11 protein-coding genes and 1 rRNA gene are annotated in these 16,574 nt (G+C 54.0%); 3 read left to right on the top strand and 9 right to left on the bottom strand.

The annotated features are described in order from the left end of the window. Positions 1-92: 92 nt before the first annotated feature. On the bottom strand, positions 93-638 hold the full coding sequence (locus tag GBC03_06335) for a hypothetical protein (GenBank protein ID QFS69847.1): 546 nt from the start codon (positions 636-638) through the stop codon (positions 93-95). Positions 639-1,564: 926 nt separating this feature from the next. Here GBC03_06335 and pepE point away from each other — a divergent pair. Continuing rightward, on the top strand, positions 1,565-2,254 hold the full coding sequence (gene pepE, locus GBC03_06330; protein ID QFS73928.1) for a dipeptidase PepE: 690 nt from the start codon (positions 1,565-1,567) through the stop codon (positions 2,252-2,254). Positions 2,255-2,352: 98 nt separating this feature from the next. Here pepE and GBC03_06325 read toward each other — a convergent pair whose 3' ends face one another. From GBC03_06325 to metH, 3 genes are all read right to left on the bottom strand, one after another. Continuing rightward, a complete protein-coding gene (locus GBC03_06325; GenBank protein ID QFS69846.1) occupies positions 2,353-3,984 on the bottom strand; it encodes a Na/Pi cotransporter family protein in 1,632 nt (543 codons plus the stop codon). A 267-nt stretch (positions 3,985-4,251) separates the two neighbouring features. Further along, the gene (locus tag GBC03_06320; GenBank protein QFS69845.1) at positions 4,252-4,653 is read right to left on the bottom strand and encodes a hypothetical protein; all 402 of its coding nucleotides are present in this window, start codon (positions 4,651-4,653) and stop codon (positions 4,252-4,254) included. 130 nt (positions 4,654-4,783) lie between these two features. Then, positions 4,784-8,467, bottom strand: a complete 3,684-nt coding sequence (metH, locus tag GBC03_06315; GenBank protein ID QFS69844.1) for a methionine synthase — start codon at positions 8,465-8,467, stop codon at positions 4,784-4,786. A gap of 193 nt (positions 8,468-8,660) precedes the next feature. Here metH and iclR point away from each other — a divergent pair, with 193 nt between their 5' ends. Next, positions 8,661-9,485 carry a glyoxylate bypass operon transcriptional repressor IclR gene (gene iclR, locus GBC03_06310; GenBank protein ID QFS69843.1) on the top strand — a complete coding sequence of 275 codons (825 nt, stop codon included), beginning with the start codon at positions 8,661-8,663 and terminating at the stop codon, positions 9,483-9,485. 112 nt (positions 9,486-9,597) lie between these two features. On the opposite strand, the gene aceK is transcribed toward iclR, so the two are convergent. From aceK to metA, 4 genes are all read right to left on the bottom strand, one after another. Next, the gene (gene aceK / locus GBC03_06305; protein QFS69842.1) at positions 9,598-11,322 is read right to left on the bottom strand and encodes a bifunctional isocitrate dehydrogenase kinase/phosphatase; all 1,725 of its coding nucleotides are present in this window, start codon (positions 11,320-11,322) and stop codon (positions 9,598-9,600) included. A 102-nt stretch (positions 11,323-11,424) separates the two neighbouring features. After that, positions 11,425-12,729: an isocitrate lyase gene (aceA, locus tag GBC03_06300; GenBank protein ID QFS73927.1), complete on the bottom strand. Its 1,305-nt coding sequence runs from the start codon at positions 12,727-12,729 to the stop codon at positions 11,425-11,427. Between the two features lie 158 nt (positions 12,730-12,887). Next, the gene (gene aceB, locus GBC03_06295; protein ID QFS69841.1) at positions 12,888-14,489 is read right to left on the bottom strand and encodes a malate synthase A; all 1,602 of its coding nucleotides are present in this window, start codon (positions 14,487-14,489) and stop codon (positions 12,888-12,890) included. 267 nt (positions 14,490-14,756) lie between these two features. Next, positions 14,757-15,686, bottom strand: a complete 930-nt coding sequence (gene metA, locus GBC03_06290; GenBank protein ID QFS69840.1) for a homoserine O-succinyltransferase — start codon at positions 15,684-15,686, stop codon at positions 14,757-14,759. Positions 15,687-15,842: 156 nt separating this feature from the next. Here metA and GBC03_06285 point away from each other — a divergent pair, with 156 nt between their 5' ends. Further along, positions 15,843-16,298 (top strand): acetyltransferase, encoded by a 456-nt coding sequence (locus GBC03_06285; protein QFS69839.1) that lies wholly within the window; start codon positions 15,843-15,845, stop codon positions 16,296-16,298. A gap of 92 nt (positions 16,299-16,390) precedes the next feature. Here GBC03_06285 and rrf read toward each other — a convergent pair. After that, positions 16,391-16,506, bottom strand: a 5S ribosomal RNA gene (gene rrf, locus GBC03_06280). Positions 16,507-16,574: the final 68 nt, after the last annotated feature.

The raw sequence follows: 16,574 nt of genomic DNA, 5'->3' as shown, positions 1-16,574 counted from the left end.
ATAAAGTCCATATTTGACGAGCACTTCTCTGCGGCTTATGAAAGTGTCATGGGCCGGCCGAAGAAAAGAAAACTGATTTTTGAGCGTGTTATTCAGTTCGGAATAAGCAGATGTTCGAGTTTCTTTACTTTAAATTTACGAGCAACAGTGGTTTTCCATCCTTGCAAGGTGGAATAGGCGCGGCAATGTTTCTCCTGCAAATAACTCATACTTCCGCCTTCAAGATAATGTCGCAGAAGCAAAACATCTCTTGAGGAGAGCCGACAGGCTGGTCCCGGGAATGACCACACGATTTGACGCCCCGTCGCGACAGTGTCCAGACCGCGGATGATATCGTTAACAGAACAACGCGATTCAAAGATTGCGCTAACAGCCTGACATTTCAGGTGCCAGAAAAAAGCCAGTGGCATGAGTCGTTGGCTGGAAATAATGATCAGCTGATAACCACTCTTACTCAATTGAGAGAATGATCGAAAGAAACTCTTTAATGTGTAGCTATTAAGGTGAATAAACAGGTAGTCTGAGCCGGAATGAGAATTAATCAATTTCCTGGACAGAACGGAAATTCCCCTGGAAAAATAAAAATCATTTTCAGGCCAACTGGCGATATGGCACTTCTTTACATATTCCTTTGTCATACAGATTATGCTCCCTATATCAAGGACAGCCCGTTCATTTATTCTTAGTAGGGAGTCTGTTATCCGGCGAGATTATTTATTCTGACATAGTCCGGCACGCCCACTCTGTTGCTGTCGGTATAATATTGATTCAACCAGAATAGTACATGAGCAATATTGATTGTCAAACCTGATCGATAGAACAAAACCAATAGACAAAGACTATTACTGGAGAAATATCGATCGTTGTAATCGATCTTTTTTTCGGAATTTACCTTACTGATTGTAGGTAAAACAAAAAGATACATAAAATTAAATTTTTGGTAAAATTCCCATATTTCAGCTAGTTACGTAAAATTATATATTCGAAATGAAATATTTAGTTACACAAATATGAAAATTGCTTGCATGGCACCATCCAGACGATACCTCCCCTTCAGACACCGGATTCGAGGCTTCAGAGGGGCGAGCGAGCGCCGTATGCCTTTTCCACTTAATGCCCGTCTTTTCCTGGTTAACGCTATGACAGAGCCGCATTTTGACTGTCTTATTAAATAGAACATTTTCTAAATTTTAAAATAAGAACCCCTTTTAACCCTCAGGAATATTGAATAAAAAACATCAGCAATAATAAATATAAAACCGCTAAACGCTATTCTGCATTTACCGTATTAAAAATAGTTATCATTTTCAAACTTAAATATTGGAAATGTCTCGCGCTGTTTAATGCGTCTGTCGCGCCTGTTTCATCGCAAATTAGCGAGAAAATCGTCCGACAGTGAATACCGGTCAGTGCTGATGAATGCGCCAGGAACCGGGCGCATCGTTAAAACACGGCTTTGCCTTTCCGCAATCCCCTTCCAACATCGTGAGCCATGTCAGTAAGACGCTACACTGTCAGTGGTACATTATCGCGTTTTGTAATTTTCTGATTTTACGGAGAAATGATGGAACTGCTTTTATTGAGTAACTCGACGTTGCCAGGTAAAGACTGGATGGAACACGCGCTGCCGCTGATTGTGGAACAGTTGAATGGTCGCCGCTCAGCGGTGTTTATTCCCTTCGCAGGCGTGACCCAGACCTGGGATGAGTACACGGAAAAAACGGCAGCGATTTTCGCCCCCATGGGCGTCAGGGTGGTGGGCATTCACAGCGTCGCCGATCCGCTGGCAGCAATTGAAAATGCGGAAGTGGTGATCGTCGGCGGAGGGAATACCTTCCAGTTGCTGAAAGAGAGCCGCGAACGCGGATTGCTGGCGCCGATGGTTGACGTGGTAAAACGCGGTGCGCTGTACATCGGCTGGAGCGCGGGTGCGAACCTCGCCTGCCAGACCATCCGCACCACCAACGACATGCCGATTGTCGATCCAAAAGGTTTCGATGCGCTGGGCCTGTTCCCGCTACAGATTAACCCGCATTTCACCAACGCGCTGCCGGAAGGTCATAAAGGCGAAACGCGTGAACAGCGTATTCGCGAGCTACTGGTTGTCGCGCCAGAACTGACGGTGATCGGTCTGCCGGAAGGGAACTGGATTAAAGTGAGCAAAGGCCAGGCGGTGCTTGGCGGCCCGAACACCACGTACGTGTTCGAAGCCGGTAAAGATGCGGTTGCCGTTGAGGCAGGTCACTGCTTTTAACCGACGTTGCCGGATGGCGGCGTAAACGCCTTATTCGGCCTACAGATTGCGCTCACTGTAGGCCGGATAAACGCCGCGCTATCCGGCATTACCGCCGGTTAGTAATCATCCCGCTCATCGTCTTCGTCCGGCTGTTCCAGCACGCTGTAGGCCACAGAACAGAACAGCGAGTTCAGACGCTGCATATCGCCCAGTAACCCCAGGTGCAGGGAACTGGTCTCGATGCTTTGTACGTTTTGCTGATGCAGACGGTCTACGTGCGCATGCGAGTAACGACGGTTCAGGATCCGGAAACGATGTTTGCTACGACGCAACCGGCGGGCGCTGGTCACGTCGCCGGAGAAGAACACCGACATCGCCAGTTGCAGATTGCTGAGCAGTTGGTCATAGAGCGCATCCAGCTCTTTTAACCCCTCAATCGAAAACGCCCGACGCGCCGCCAGCGACTTGTCGGCAATTTCACTGCCCATGCGCTCCACAATATCCGACGCCTGTTCAAGGTTGAGCGACATCTCAATAATCTCCGCCCAGCGGCGCGACTCCTCCTCCGCCAGTTCCTCTTTCGGCATTCGCGCCAGGTAGAGCTTAATGGCGGTGTAGAGCACGTTAATGTCATCCGCCATTTTGCGCAGCTCTTTCTCTTCACGCGGCTCGCCGTGCATCACCCTTTTCAGCCCTTCCATCATCTGTTCCATCGCATCGCCGATGCGCAGCGCTTCACGGGCGGCATTGGCCAGCGCAAGGGTCGGCGTATCCAGCGCGCTAACGTCCAGGTGCTTCGGCTTGAGATGTGCATCCAGCTCCGGCTCGTCGCGGATGATGCGCTTACAGAAGCGCGCCATCGGCTCGGCAAAAGGAATCATCGCCAGGCAGCGCACCAGGTTGTAGAAGACGTGGAAATAGATCACCAGCTCGGATTTCGGCAGCGGTAATTCATCCATCAGATTCGCCAGTGGGTGTACAAACGGCAGAATAATCAGGCTGCCCACCAGCTTGAACAGCAGACTGCCGAGCGCGACGCGGCGAGCCGCGGCATTGGCCGCGCTGTTGTTGAGCATCGCCAGCAGGCCGGAGCCAAGGTTGGCGCCAATCACCAGACACAGCGCCACCGGGAAGGAGATGATCCCCGCCGCCGTCAGGGTGGCCGTTAGCAGTACCGCCGCCAGGCTGGAGTAACTGATTATCGCGAACATCGCGCCAATTAGCGCATCCAGCATGATATCGCCGGTCAGCGAGGCGAAAATCACCTGCACGCCGTTGGCCTGCGTCATGGGCGTGACGGCCTGGACAATCAGCTCCAGCGCCAGCAGGATCAGGCCAAGGCCGATACCCACCCGCCCCAGTTGCCCGGCGCGTGACTGTTTACGGCCGAGGAAGAAGATCACGCCGATAAAAATCAGCAGCGGCGACAACCATGATAAATCGAAGGTGAGAATACGCGCCATCAGCGCGGTCCCCACGTCAGCGCCGAGCACAATCACCAGCGCAGGCGTCAGCGCGACAAGATCCTGGGCGACAAACGAGGTCACCAGCATGGTGGTGGCGTTACTGCTTTGTACCAGCGCAGTGACGCCAATCCCCGCGCAGAAGGCGAGCGGTTTCTTTTCAACGCTACGGCTCAGAACGGTACGCAGGCGAGCGCCAAACACCCGCATGACGCCAGTACGAACAATATGGGTACCCCAGACCAGCAGGGCGACAGCAGAAAGCAGGTGGAGCAAAGTTAACACGGAATCAGGTACTCCTTATTGTTATAGGTTCCCGGGACTCATGGCGCCCGCATCATGCCTGATGACGCTGCGCTTATCAGGCCTACAAATAAGCCCGGTAGGCCGGATAAGGCGCATACGCCGCCATCCGGCAAGTAACGTTCATGAGCCTTCTTCCAGTATAAGGGTTTAAACGCAAGAAAGAGACAGGGTGCCCGGTGAGCACCCTGTTAGTTGTAAGGAAAGATGACAGTTTCGTGACATCCTGTCGGAATTTCCCCGCTCACGTCATGCCGAACGTCTGTGATACCACCATAGCGACCCCACTTTGCCGCATTCGGATAACAGAAATCCGGACAGCGCCAACGCTGCCGAATGGCTGCCGATGAGCGAGAAAAACAGGGGAAACAGTGAGACCGAGCAGGTCAGTGACGCAAAGCGTAAAACCTCCTGAATGCCCAGCAGGATATAATTCAATTTATCTTTAAACAGAAACAAATATGCGGTGTAGACGAGCGAAATCTTCATTAACAGGCCAACGAAGAAGACGATCTGGATCGCTGCGCCGGGTCCTTCACTCGCCCCAAAAGCGGAAAAGGTGTGGGTGAAATTAACCACATCCGAATAAAAGGGTACGTTGCCCTGACGCGTGGACAGCCAGAAATATGCGCCCAGCGCCAGCAGATCCATCAGCCCCCAGAATAAGAGAATTTTATTTCGGGTTTTGAACAGGCTAAACATGTTACATGGCCTCCGTTGCCATTACGTTTCCCACCAGCGCCGCTGAACGGCTGACGCTGACGGGAAACGCCCGGACCGATCAGTCGGCGTCATAGCCCAGGTTAGGGGCCAGCCAGCGTTCAACTTCAGAGACGCTCATCCCTTTACGGAAAGCATAGTCTTCTACCTGATCGCGCTGAATCTGCGCGACTGCGTAGTACTTGCTGTCCGGATGACTGAAGTACCAGCCGGAGACCGATGCGCCAGGCCACATGGCGAAGGATTCGGTGAGCTTCATACCGGTGTGTTTTTCCACATCCAGCAACTGCCAGATGGTGCCTTTCTCGGTGTGCTCCGGACAGGCCGGATACCCTGGCGCCGGACGAATCCCCTGGTAGTTTTCGCGAATCAACTCCTCGTTACTGAGGTTCTCGTTGGCCGCATAGCCCCAGTAGACCTTACGCACGCGCTCATGCAGGTATTCCGCGAAGGCTTCCGCCAGACGGTCGGCAAGCGCTTTCACCATGATCTTGTTGTAATCATCGTGCTGCGCTTCAAACGCATCGGCCAGCGCGTCTTCCTCCAGACCTCCCGTCACCGCAAAGGCACCGATGTAGTCCGCTTTACCGGACAGTTTTGGCGCCACGAAGTCAGACAGACAGTAGTTGGCAAAGCCCACTTTTTCGGTTTGCTGACGCAGATGATGACTGACCGTCAGCACGTGAGTACGCGTTTCATCGCGATAGATTTCAATGTCATCGCCCACACGGTTTGCCGGGAACAGCCCCACCACGCCGCGCGGATTCAGCGCCTTCTCCGCGCTCAGTTTATCCAGCATGTCGTTAGCATCGTTAAACAGGCGCTTCGCCTCGACGCCGACCACTTCATCTTCCAGAATGCGCGGATATTTCCCGGCCAGCGACCAGGTCATAAAGAACGGGGTCCAGTCGATGTAGTTACGCAGCGTTTCGATGCTGGCTTCGACCTCCTGCACGCCCAGACGATGCGCCACCGGCGGAGTATAGTTTTCCCAGTCAAACGCCAGATCGTTTTCACGCGCGGCCGCCAGTGTCACCGGCGGCGTACGCGGTTTCTTACGCCCATGCTGGATACGCACGGTTTCATACTCTTTGCGGGTACGGGCGACAAAGTCATCGCGCTGGGTGTCGGAAAGTAGCGCGGCGACCACGCCGACGGTGCGCGAGGCGTTCTGCACGTAAACCGTGGGGCCACTGTAGTTCTGCTCGATTTTCACCGCCGTATGCGCTTTCGAGGTCGTCGCCCCGCCAATCAGCAGCGGAATGGTGAAGCCCTGACGCTCCATCTCTTTCGCCACGTTGACCATTTCGTCCAGCGACGGGGTAATCAGCCCGGAAAGGCCGATCAGATCGGCATTCACCTCTTTCGCGGTTCTGAGGATCTTCTCTGCCGGCACCATCACGCCAAGATCGACGATCTCGTAGTTGTTACATTGCAGGACCACGCCAACAATATTCTTGCCGATATCGTGAACGTCGCCCTTCACGGTGGCGATCACCATTTTACCGTTGCTGGAGCCTTTCTCTTTGCTGGCTTCGATAAACGGTTCGAGATACGCCACCGCCTGTTTCATTACGCGAGCGGATTTCACCACCTGCGGCAGGAACATCTTGCCCTCGCCAAACAGGTCGCCGACGACGTTCATACCGTCCATCAGCGGCCCTTCAATCACTTCAATCGGACGGGCGGCCTGCTGACGCGCCTCTTCGGTGTCCTGCTCGATAAATTCGGTGATGCCTTTAACCAGCGAGTATTCGAGGCGTTTTTTCACTTCCCAGGTGCGCCATTCCGCCAGTTGGGCGTTGGCCGTCTCATCGCTCTTGCTGCCACGGTATTTCTCCGCCAGTTCCAGCAGTCGCTCAGTGCCGTCATCACGACGGTTGAGGATCACGTCCTCGACCGCGTCGCGCAGGTCAGCCGGCAAATCGTCGTAAATCGCCAACTGTCCGGCGTTCACAATCCCCATGTCCATACCGTTGCGAATGGCGTAGTAAAGGAACACCGCGTGAATGGCTTCACGTACCGGGTCGTTACCGCGGAACGAGAACGAAACGTTGGACACGCCGCCAGAGATCAGCGCATGCGGTAGCTCGCGTTTGATGTCTTCACACGCGCCGATAAAGTCCTGCGCGTAGTTGTTGTGCTCTTCAATCCCGGTCGCTACCGCGAAAATATTCGGGTCGAAAATAATGTCTTCCGGCGGGAAGCCCACCTCTTCGGTGAGAATCTTGTACGCACGGCGGCAAATCTCGATTTTACGCGCGCGGGTATCCGCCTGGCCCTGTTCATCAAAGGCCATCACCACTACCGCCGCACCGTAGCGACGCAGCAGCTTCGCGTGGTGGGTGAAGATCTCAACCCCCTCTTTCATGGAGATAGAGTTAACGATGCCTTTCCCCTGAATGCACTTCAGCCCTTTCTCGATGACTTCCCATTTTGAGGAGTCAATCATGATCGGCACACGAGCAATATCCGGCTCACCGGCAATCAGGTTGAGGAAGCGCACCATCGCCGCTTCGGCGTCGAGCATCCCCTCATCCATGTTGATATCGATAATCTGCGCACCGCTTTCGACCTGCTGACGGGCAACATCCAGCGCTTCATTGTATTTTTCTTCTTTGATCAGGCGCTTAAATTTGGCGGAACCGGTGACGTTGGTACGTTCACCGACGTTCACAAACAGGCTGTCGTCGCCAATATTCAGCGGCTCAAGACCGGACAGGCGGCAGGCGACGGGGATCTCCGGCAACTGACGTGGCGCCAATCCCTCGACGGCGCGGTTCATCGCCGCAATGTGTTCCGGAGTGGTACCGCAGCAGCCGCCAACGATGTTCAGGAAACCCGCTTCGGCCCACTCGCGGATCTGACCCGCCATCGTATCGGCGTCCAGATCGTATTCACCGAAAGCGTTGGGCAACCCGGCGTTCGGGTGTGCCGTCACGTAGCATTCGGCAATGCGTGAAAGCTCTTGCACATACTGGCGCAGTTCGTCCGGTCCCAGCGCACAGTTGAGACCGAAGGTAAGAGGCTCGGCATGGCGCAGGGAGTTATAAAACGCCTCCGTTGTCTGACCGGAAAGCGTACGGCCTGAAGCATCGGTGATGGTGCCGGAAATCATGATCGGCAGGTCGACGCCCAGCGCCTCCAGTTCCTCTTTAACGGCGAAAATCGCCGCTTTCGCGTTCAGCGTATCAAAGACGGTTTCAATTAAAATCAGATCACTGCCGCCTTCCACCAGCGCTTTGGTGGATTCGCGGTAAGCGGCCACCAACTGGTCAAAGGTGATATTACGGAATGCCGGATCATTCACATCCGGCGAGATCGACGCGGTCCGGTTGGTTGGGCCGAGAACGCCCGCAACATAGCGTGGTTTTTCCGGGGTGCGAGCGGTCCACTCATCAGCACAGGCGCGCGCCAGTTTCGCGGCGGCAAAGTTGATCTCCGCCGACAGGGATTCCATCTGGTAATCCGCCATTGCGATAGGAGTGGAGTTGAAGGTGTTGGTTTCAATGATGTCCGCGCCCGCGTCAAAATACGCGTTGTGTATGGCAGCAATCACCTCTGGCTTGCTAAGCACCAGCAGGTCATTATTACCTTTCAGGTCGCACGGCCAGTCGGCAAAGCGTTCACCACGGAAATCCTCTTCACTCAGACGGTAGCTCTGGATCATCGTGCCCATGCCGCCGTCCAGCACCAGAATACGTTCATTTAACTGCGCACGCAGTTGTTCAACTTTGCTGCTCACACTTGCTCCCGACAACGCTCAACCAGACCGAAAAAGTCAACAAAACATAGTGGCATAAACAGGGCTGACGGAAAAGCCAACAACGGGCAACATGAGACATGTTCAGCTTCACTCATCCGATCAGTACAAGTCTTCTTGCATTATAATTGAATAAAACGAAAATGATTTCCACGATACAGAAAAGGAGTCCGCTATGGTTGCACCCGTTCCCGCCAAACGCGGCAGAAAACCCGCTGCGACAACCGCCCCCGCTGCCGGACAGGTTCAGTCGCTGACCCGTGGCCTGAAACTACTGGAATGGATCGCGGAATCCAACGGCAGCGTGGCGTTGACCGAACTGGCACAGCAGGCTGGTTTGCCAAACTCCACCACTCACCGTTTACTCACCACCATGCAGCAGCAGGGCTTTGTGCGTCAGGTGGGCGATCTTGGGCACTGGGCGATAGGCGCGCACGCGTTCATCGTCGGCAGCAGCTTTTTACAGAGCCGCAATCTGCTGGCAATCGTCCATCCGATTCTGCGCAAACTGATGGAGGATTCCGGTGAAACGGTAAATCTGGCGGTGTTGGATCAGAGTGACCATCAGGCGATTATCATTGACCAGGTGCAGTGCACCCAACTGATGCGCATGTCTGCACCGATTGGCGGTAAGCTGCCGATGCACGCCTCTGGCGCAGGCAAAGCGTTTTTAGCGCAGCTGAGTGAAGAACAGGTAACCCAGTTGCTGCACCGCAAAGGGCTGCATGCGTACACCCACGCGACGCTGGTCTCCCCGGTTCATCTGAAGGACGACCTCGCCCAGACCCGCAAGCGCGGTTATTCCTTTGATGATGAGGAGCATGCGCTCGGTCTGCGCTGCGTGGCGTCGTGCATTTTTGACGAGCATCGCGAGCCGTTCGCGGCGATCTCTATCTCCGGCCCGATTTCGCGCATCACCGACGACCGCGTTACCGAGTTTGGCGCGATGGTGATCAAGGCGGCGAAAGAAGTCACGCTGGCGTACGGCGGGATCCGGTAAGCAAAATATCCCTAAGGGGCATTTTCGGTAGGGCTGATAAGCGTAGCGCCATCAGGTAGATCGGCGCATATTGCCGGATGGCGGCGTAAGCGCCTTATCCGGCCTATAGTAATCAGGTAAACCGTACGCTGAATCGCTGGCGACGGCGATAGGCGTAAACATCTTCCACATGCCCTTCGCGAATACGCATCTGTAGGCCGCGCCAATAGTCGGCGCTGAACAGGTCGGCGTGCATCTCCTCAAACAGCGGCCGGATTCGCGGGTCGGCGCACAGCCAGTGACGAAACTCCTCAGGAAACACATCGCCCGGCGACACGCTGTACCACGGCTCACCCGACAGCTCATCTTCCGGGTAGCGCGGCGGTGGGATATGGCGGAAATTCACTTCCGTCATGTAGCAGATTTCGTCGTAATCGTAGAACACCACGCGACCATGGCGGGTGACGCCGAAATTTTTGAACAGCATGTCGCCGGGGAAAATATTGGCCGCGGCAAGCTGGCGGATCGCGTTGCCATACTCCTCAATCGCATCCCGCAACTGCTGGCCTTCCACCTGCTCAAGCCAGATATTGAGCGGCACCATCCGCCGCTCAATATAAAGATGACGGATGACAATCTGCTCGCCAAGGTCAGTAATCTTTTCCGGCACTTCCTCAAACAACAGCGCCATCAGCGCCGGATCGATCTGGCGTTTGTCCAGTACGAAGTTTTCGAACTCCTGAGTATCCGCCATGCGCCCCACGCGATCGTGCTCTTTTACCAGTTGATAGCAGGCGCGTACGTGAGCGGCAGACATCTCTTTCTGCGGCGCGAACTTATCTTTGATAATTTTGAATACCCGGTCAAAGCCCGGCAGCGTAAAGACCAGCATCACCATCCCGCGTATGCCCGGAGCTTCAATAAACTGCTCATCGCAGTTGCGCAGATACAACAGATACTCGCGATAGCTCTCGGTCTTCGCATGTTTCTGACAGCCGATCGCCATGTATAACTCTGCCGTGGTTTTTCCCGGCAGGATCTCGCGCAGCCATTCCACCAGCGCGGCGGGCAGCGGCGCATACACCATAAAATAGGAGCGGGCGAAACCGAACACGATGCTGGCTTCTGCCGTGGTGGTCAGGCAGGTATCCACAAACAGTTCACCCTCATCGGTACGATGAATCGGCAGTAAAAAAGGCAGCGTGGCCGTTGGCGTGATGAGTTTGCCCACCAGCCAGGCGGCTTTGTTGCGATAAAACAGCTCGTTTGCCACCTGTAGACGACAGTGCTGCAAGGTCTCTTCGCCAAAGGTTTCGCGCAGATGCATGATGATGTAGCGAATATCTCGCCCTTTGTTCTGCCAGGGCAGACGCAGCGGCAGATCGCTAAGAATACGGGTGAGCAGCGGTTCCCATCCATGATCGGGGAAGAAATCTTTCGCCAGAGGACGCGGGATCGTCCGGAAACGGCGTTCCGGCTGGGAGCTAAAAATAAAGAGCCGCTCGGGAGTGAGCGAGCGGTGGTCAAATAACCGACAATATACGGAGTTAAAAAAACTCTCCGCAATCTCGAAGCGCGGGTAATCCGGCAGGAGCCCGGTGTAATGCTCTTTTACACGCAGCAAAAACGCGGCGTCGGTACTTTTGCCGCCAGTAATGCAGCGCAGTTGTTCCACCACCAGACCCACATGGTGATCGTAGAGGTGAATACGGCTTTTCATCGCCTGCTGCACGGCATGCCAGTCGGCCTGTTCAAAGCGCTGTTGCGCGCCGGAGGTCACTTCCAGAAATCGACCATACTGGGCGTCGAAACCTTGCAAAATCGTCTGAGCAATCAGTAACTCCAGGCCACGCGTCATCGCTTCTCCCCATCCGGCACAACGTCATGCCGGATGGCGCGTTCGCTTATCCGGCCTACATCCCTTCGTAGGCCCGGTAAGCGCAGCGCCACCGGGCATTAATCAGAACTGCGATTCTTCGGTCGAACCGGTCAACGCGGTCACCGATGATGCGCCGCCCTGAATGATGGTGGTGACTTTATCGAAGTAGCCGGTGCCCACTTCCTGTTGGTGAGAGACGAAGGTGTAACCGTCCGAGCCTGCGGCGAATTCTGGCTGCTGTACCTTTTCAACGTAATGCTTCATGCCTTCGCCCTGTGCGTAGGAACGCGCGAGGTCGAACATGTTGAACCACATGCTGTGGATACCCGCCAGGGTGATGAACTGGTACTTGTAGCCCATATCGGACAACTGTTGCTGGAAGCTGGCGATGGTCTTGTCGTCCAGATTCTTCTGCCAGTTAAACGACGGCGAGCAGTTGTAGGCCAGCAGTTTACCTGGATACTTCGCGTGAATGGCATCGGCAAAACGCTTCGCCAGTTCAAGATCCGGCGTGGAGGTTTCACACCAGACCAGGTCGGCATACGGGGCGTAGGCCAGACCACGGCTGATCGCCTGCTCAATGCCAGCATGCGTACGGAAGAAGCCTTCACTGGTACGCTCACCGGTAATAAATTCGCTGTCGTACGGGTCGCAGTCGGAAGTGATCAGATCCGCCGCATCCGCATCGGTACGGGCGATCACCAGTGTCGGTACGCCCATGACGTCAGCCGCCAGACGCGCAGCCACCAGTTTCTGAATCGCTTCCTGAGTCGGCACCAGCACTTTACCGCCCATATGGCCGCACTTCTTCACCGACGCCAGCTGATCTTCGAAGTGAACAGCCGCTGCACCGGCTTCAATCATCGATTTCATCAGCTCAAAGGCATTCAGTACGCCACCAAAACCGGCTTCCGCATCGGCAACGATCGGCAGAAAGTAATCCACATAGCGCGGATCGTTCGGTTCAATACCGCTGGACCACTGGATCTGATCCGCACGACGGAAGGTGTTGTTGATCCGATCCACCACTGCCGGAACAGAGTTTGCCGGGTAGAGCGATTGATCCGGATACATGCTGGATGCCAGGTTAGCGTCCGCCGCGACCTGCCAGCCCGACAGATACACCGCTTCGATGCCCGCTTTTGCCTGCTGCAACGCCTGGCCGCCGGTCAGCGCACCGAGGCTGTTGATGTAGCCTTTTTTTGATTCACCGTGCAGCAGGCGCCACATTTTGGCCGCGCCCAACTGTGCCAGCGTGCATTCCGGGTTGACCGAGCCGCGTAATTTCACCACGTCCTCCGCGCTGTACGGGCGACGGATGCCTTCCCAGCGCGGTTGTGTCCATTCTTTCTGTAATTCTTCGATCTGTTGGGTACGGGTTTTCATGTGCAGATGCTCCATATTATCTTCCTGGCTTCCCAGGCGTTATTGGTGAAGGCAGTTTGGTCACGGGCCTGCGCGCAAAAAACCGGAGCGTACTAAGAGTACGTGAGGATTTTGAGCACAGCCCAGGGCCAAAATGGCGAACAAAATAGCCTGGGCAATTAAGCCAGCAGGCGGTAGCCTGGCAACGTCAGGAAATCGATTAATTCGTCAGAGGTGGTGATTTGTTCCATCAGGCGCGCGGCATCGTCAAAACGGCCGCTGCTGTAGCGGTGTTCGCCCAGTTCGTCCTGGATGACCCGCATCTCTTCAGCCAACATCTGGCGGAACAGCGCCTTAGTGACCGGTTTACCATTGCTCAGGGTTTTCTCGTGATGGATCCACTGCCAGATTGACGTACGGGAGATTTCCGCCGTCGCTGCATCTTCCATCAGGCCATAAATCGGCACGCAGCCGTTGCCAGAGATCCACGCCTCGATGTACTGCACCGCAACGCGAATATTGGCGCGCATCCCCTCTTCGGTACGCTCGCCTTCACACGGTGCCAGCAATTGTTCTGCGGTAATCGGCGCGTCTTCATCACGGGTCACAAACAGTTGGTTTTTGTTCTCGCCCAACACCTCGTTGAAGACCGCCATCGCGGTATCCGCCAGACCAGGATGCGCAATCCACGTGCCGTCGTGGCCATTATTGGCTTCCAGCGCTTTATCCGCTTTCACCTTGCTGAGCACCTGATTGTTGCGTTCAACGTCTTTGCTCGGGATGAATGCCGCCATACCACCCATCGCGAAGGCACCACGCCTGTGGCAGGTTTTAATCAGCAGACGCGAATATGCGCTGAGGAAGGGCTTATCCATCGTCACTACCTGGCGGTCCGGCAGAACGCGATCCGGATGATTCTTCAACGTTTTGATATAACTGAAAATGTAGTCCCAACGCCCACAGTTCAGGCCGACGATATGATCGCGCAGCGCGTGCAGGATCTCATCCATCTGGAACACCGCCGGCAGGGTTTCAATCAGCAGTGTGGCTTTAATCGTGCCGCGCGACAGATTGAAACGATCTTCGGTATAGCTGAAGACTTCACTCCACCAGGCCGCTTCCTGCCACGCCTGCGTTTTCGGCAGGTAAAAATAGGGACCGCTGCCTTTAGCCAGTAATGATTTGTAGTTATGGAAGAAATAGAGAGCAAAGTCGAACAAGCTGCCGGGGATCGCTTCACCGCGCCAGGTCACATGTTTTTCCGGCAGGTGCAGGCCGCGCACACGACAAATCAGTAAAGCCGGATCGGGTTTCAATTGATAGATTTTGCCGGCTTCATTGGTGTAGCTAATGGTGCCGTTTACCGCGTCGCGCAGGTTGATATGTCCGTCGATCACTTTGCTCCATTCCGGTGCCAGCGAATCTTCGAAATCGGCCATAAAAACCTTCACATTCGCGTTCAGCGCATTGATAACCATCTTGCGCTCAACCGGCCCGGTAATTTCAACCCGGCGATCCTGTAAATCCGCCGGAATGCCGCGAATCTTCCAGTCATCATTTCTAATGGAAACAGTTTCCGAAATAAAATCAGGCAATATACCGTTGTCGATATCCTGCTGCTGCTGAATACGAGCCGCGAGCAGCTTATTGCGCTTTGCCGTAAAGCGCGCCACCAGTTCGGTAAGGAATTCGACCGCTTCAGCGGTCAGGATCTGCTTCTCTGACTCACCGTAAGGCCTGGTAAAGATCAATTCATCGGTAGTCGTTGCCTGTTGATTCATTCTGTAACTCCTCGTCATTGATAACAAAGCATTCCCAATGCGAACGAAGGATCGTTGTGCGCTTTTCGTTCAGCACAACTAAGACTACTCATTTCAAAATCAAAATCAAAAACAATTTCCATTTTTAATTAAATTATCAATTAACCTATTGATAACAATAAAAATAAAGTTTAATTACAAGATGAGGTGTATTTCGGAAATAAAAAAGCACCCGAAGGTGCCTGATTCAATATGCTGAAACGCTTTAGGATCGTCAGCGACAGACGATTAATCCAGCGTTGGATTCATGTGACGCAGATCATATGGTGTGATCTGATAGACGTAATAGTTGAGCCAGTTGATAAACAGCAAATTACCGTGGCTTCGCCAGGTGGCGCGAGGTTTGTTTTGGGGATCGTTTTTCGGAAAATAGTTGTACGGAATCTCTGGACTTAACCCGGCTTCCACATCACGGAAATATTCGCTGCCCAGCGTGTTAGCGTCATATTCCGGATGACCCGTGACAAACGCAATGCGTTTATCTTTACTGGCAAACAGGTAGGCATCACCATTCTCAGTCTCGGCGAGGATCTCAAGATCGGTATAGTCACGGATCAGCACAGCCGGGAAATCAGCGTAGCGCGAATGCGGGGCAAGGAATGAATCATCAAAACCCCGCGTCAGCAGTGCGTGAGGGTGAAGAATATGATGCTCATAAACGCCAGAGAGCTTGTCGGTGCGGGTCTGCTTCGGAATACCGTAGAGGATATTGAGTGCGGCTTGTACCGCCCAACAGACAAACAGCGTTGAGGTGACATGATCTTTCGCCCATTCCAGCACCTGTTTGATCTGTGGCCAGTAGGCAACATCATTGAACTCCACCAGACCCAGCGGCGCACCGGTGACGATCAGTCCATCGAAGTTCTGATCGCAGATATCCTCAAAGTTACAGTAAAAGTTGTTCAGGTGTTCGGCTGGCGTATTACGCGACTCACGAGCATCAATGCGCAGTAACTGAACATCCACCTGCAGCGGAGAGTTCGACAGGAGACGCAAAAACTGATTTTCCGTTTCGATTTTCTTCGGCATCAGGTTGAGGATTAGCACCTTGAGCGGACGAATTTCCTGACCTGAAGCGCGGGAAGTCGTCATGACAAAGACGTTTTCCTCACGCAAGAAATTGACGGCGGGTAGCTCGTCCTGCACGCGAATCGGCATAACCTGATAACCTCACTACATACGTTTAAACGTTTAGACATCCAGATAGCTGAAGATACCCAGAAATTACGCCAATGTCGAGTCTGCATGTTAAAGGTGAGAAAGTTTCACGACGACGGAGACGTTAGAATATAAGCATAACGAAAAGGAGAGAATATGGTTATTAACATCCGCCGATCCCAGCATGATGAAGGAGAAAAACTGATCGCGATCTGGTGTCGTTCGGTCGACGCCACTCATGATTTTCTGTCTAAAGAATACCGTATCGAGCTGGAGGAGTTAGTCCGCTCGTTTTTACCCGAAGCGCCTTTATGGGTCGCCGCTAATGAGCAGGATGAGCCCGTCGCATTTATGTTACTCACCGGGGATCATATGGATGCGCTGTTTGTTGATCCCGACGTTCGGGGCCGTGGCGTAGGTAAGCTGTTGATTGAGCATGCGCTTTCGTTAGCACCCGCGTTAACAACTAACGTGAACGAACAGAATGAACAAGCCGTTGGGTTCTATAAGAAGATGGGATTCTGGGTGGCGGGGCGCGCAGAGGTCGATGATCTTGGGCGGCCGTATCCGTTATTGCATTTACGCTACCACGGTGGCTCGCCCTGCCTGTAGGCCGGATAAGGCGAAGCCGCCATCCGGCATTTTCCGTGGTGCACAGACGCAAAAAAGCCCATCCGTCAGGATGGGCTTTTTCACTGTCTGATGCCTGGCAGTTCCCTACTCTCACATGGGGAGACCCCACACTACCATCGGCGCTACGGCGTTTCACTTCTGAGTTCGGCATGGGGTCAGGTGGGACCACCGCGCTACAGCCGCCAGGCAAATTCTGTTTTATCACCCCGCTTCCACGAAGTGACACAATCTGTTATCAAGCTGAACTGAAATTCT

This window comes from Citrobacter telavivensis (assembly GCA_009363175.1).
Taxonomy (GTDB): Bacteria; Pseudomonadota; Gammaproteobacteria; order Enterobacterales; family Enterobacteriaceae; genus Citrobacter_A; species Citrobacter_A telavivensis.
This window is presented reverse-complemented; position numbering and strand designations above follow the sequence as displayed.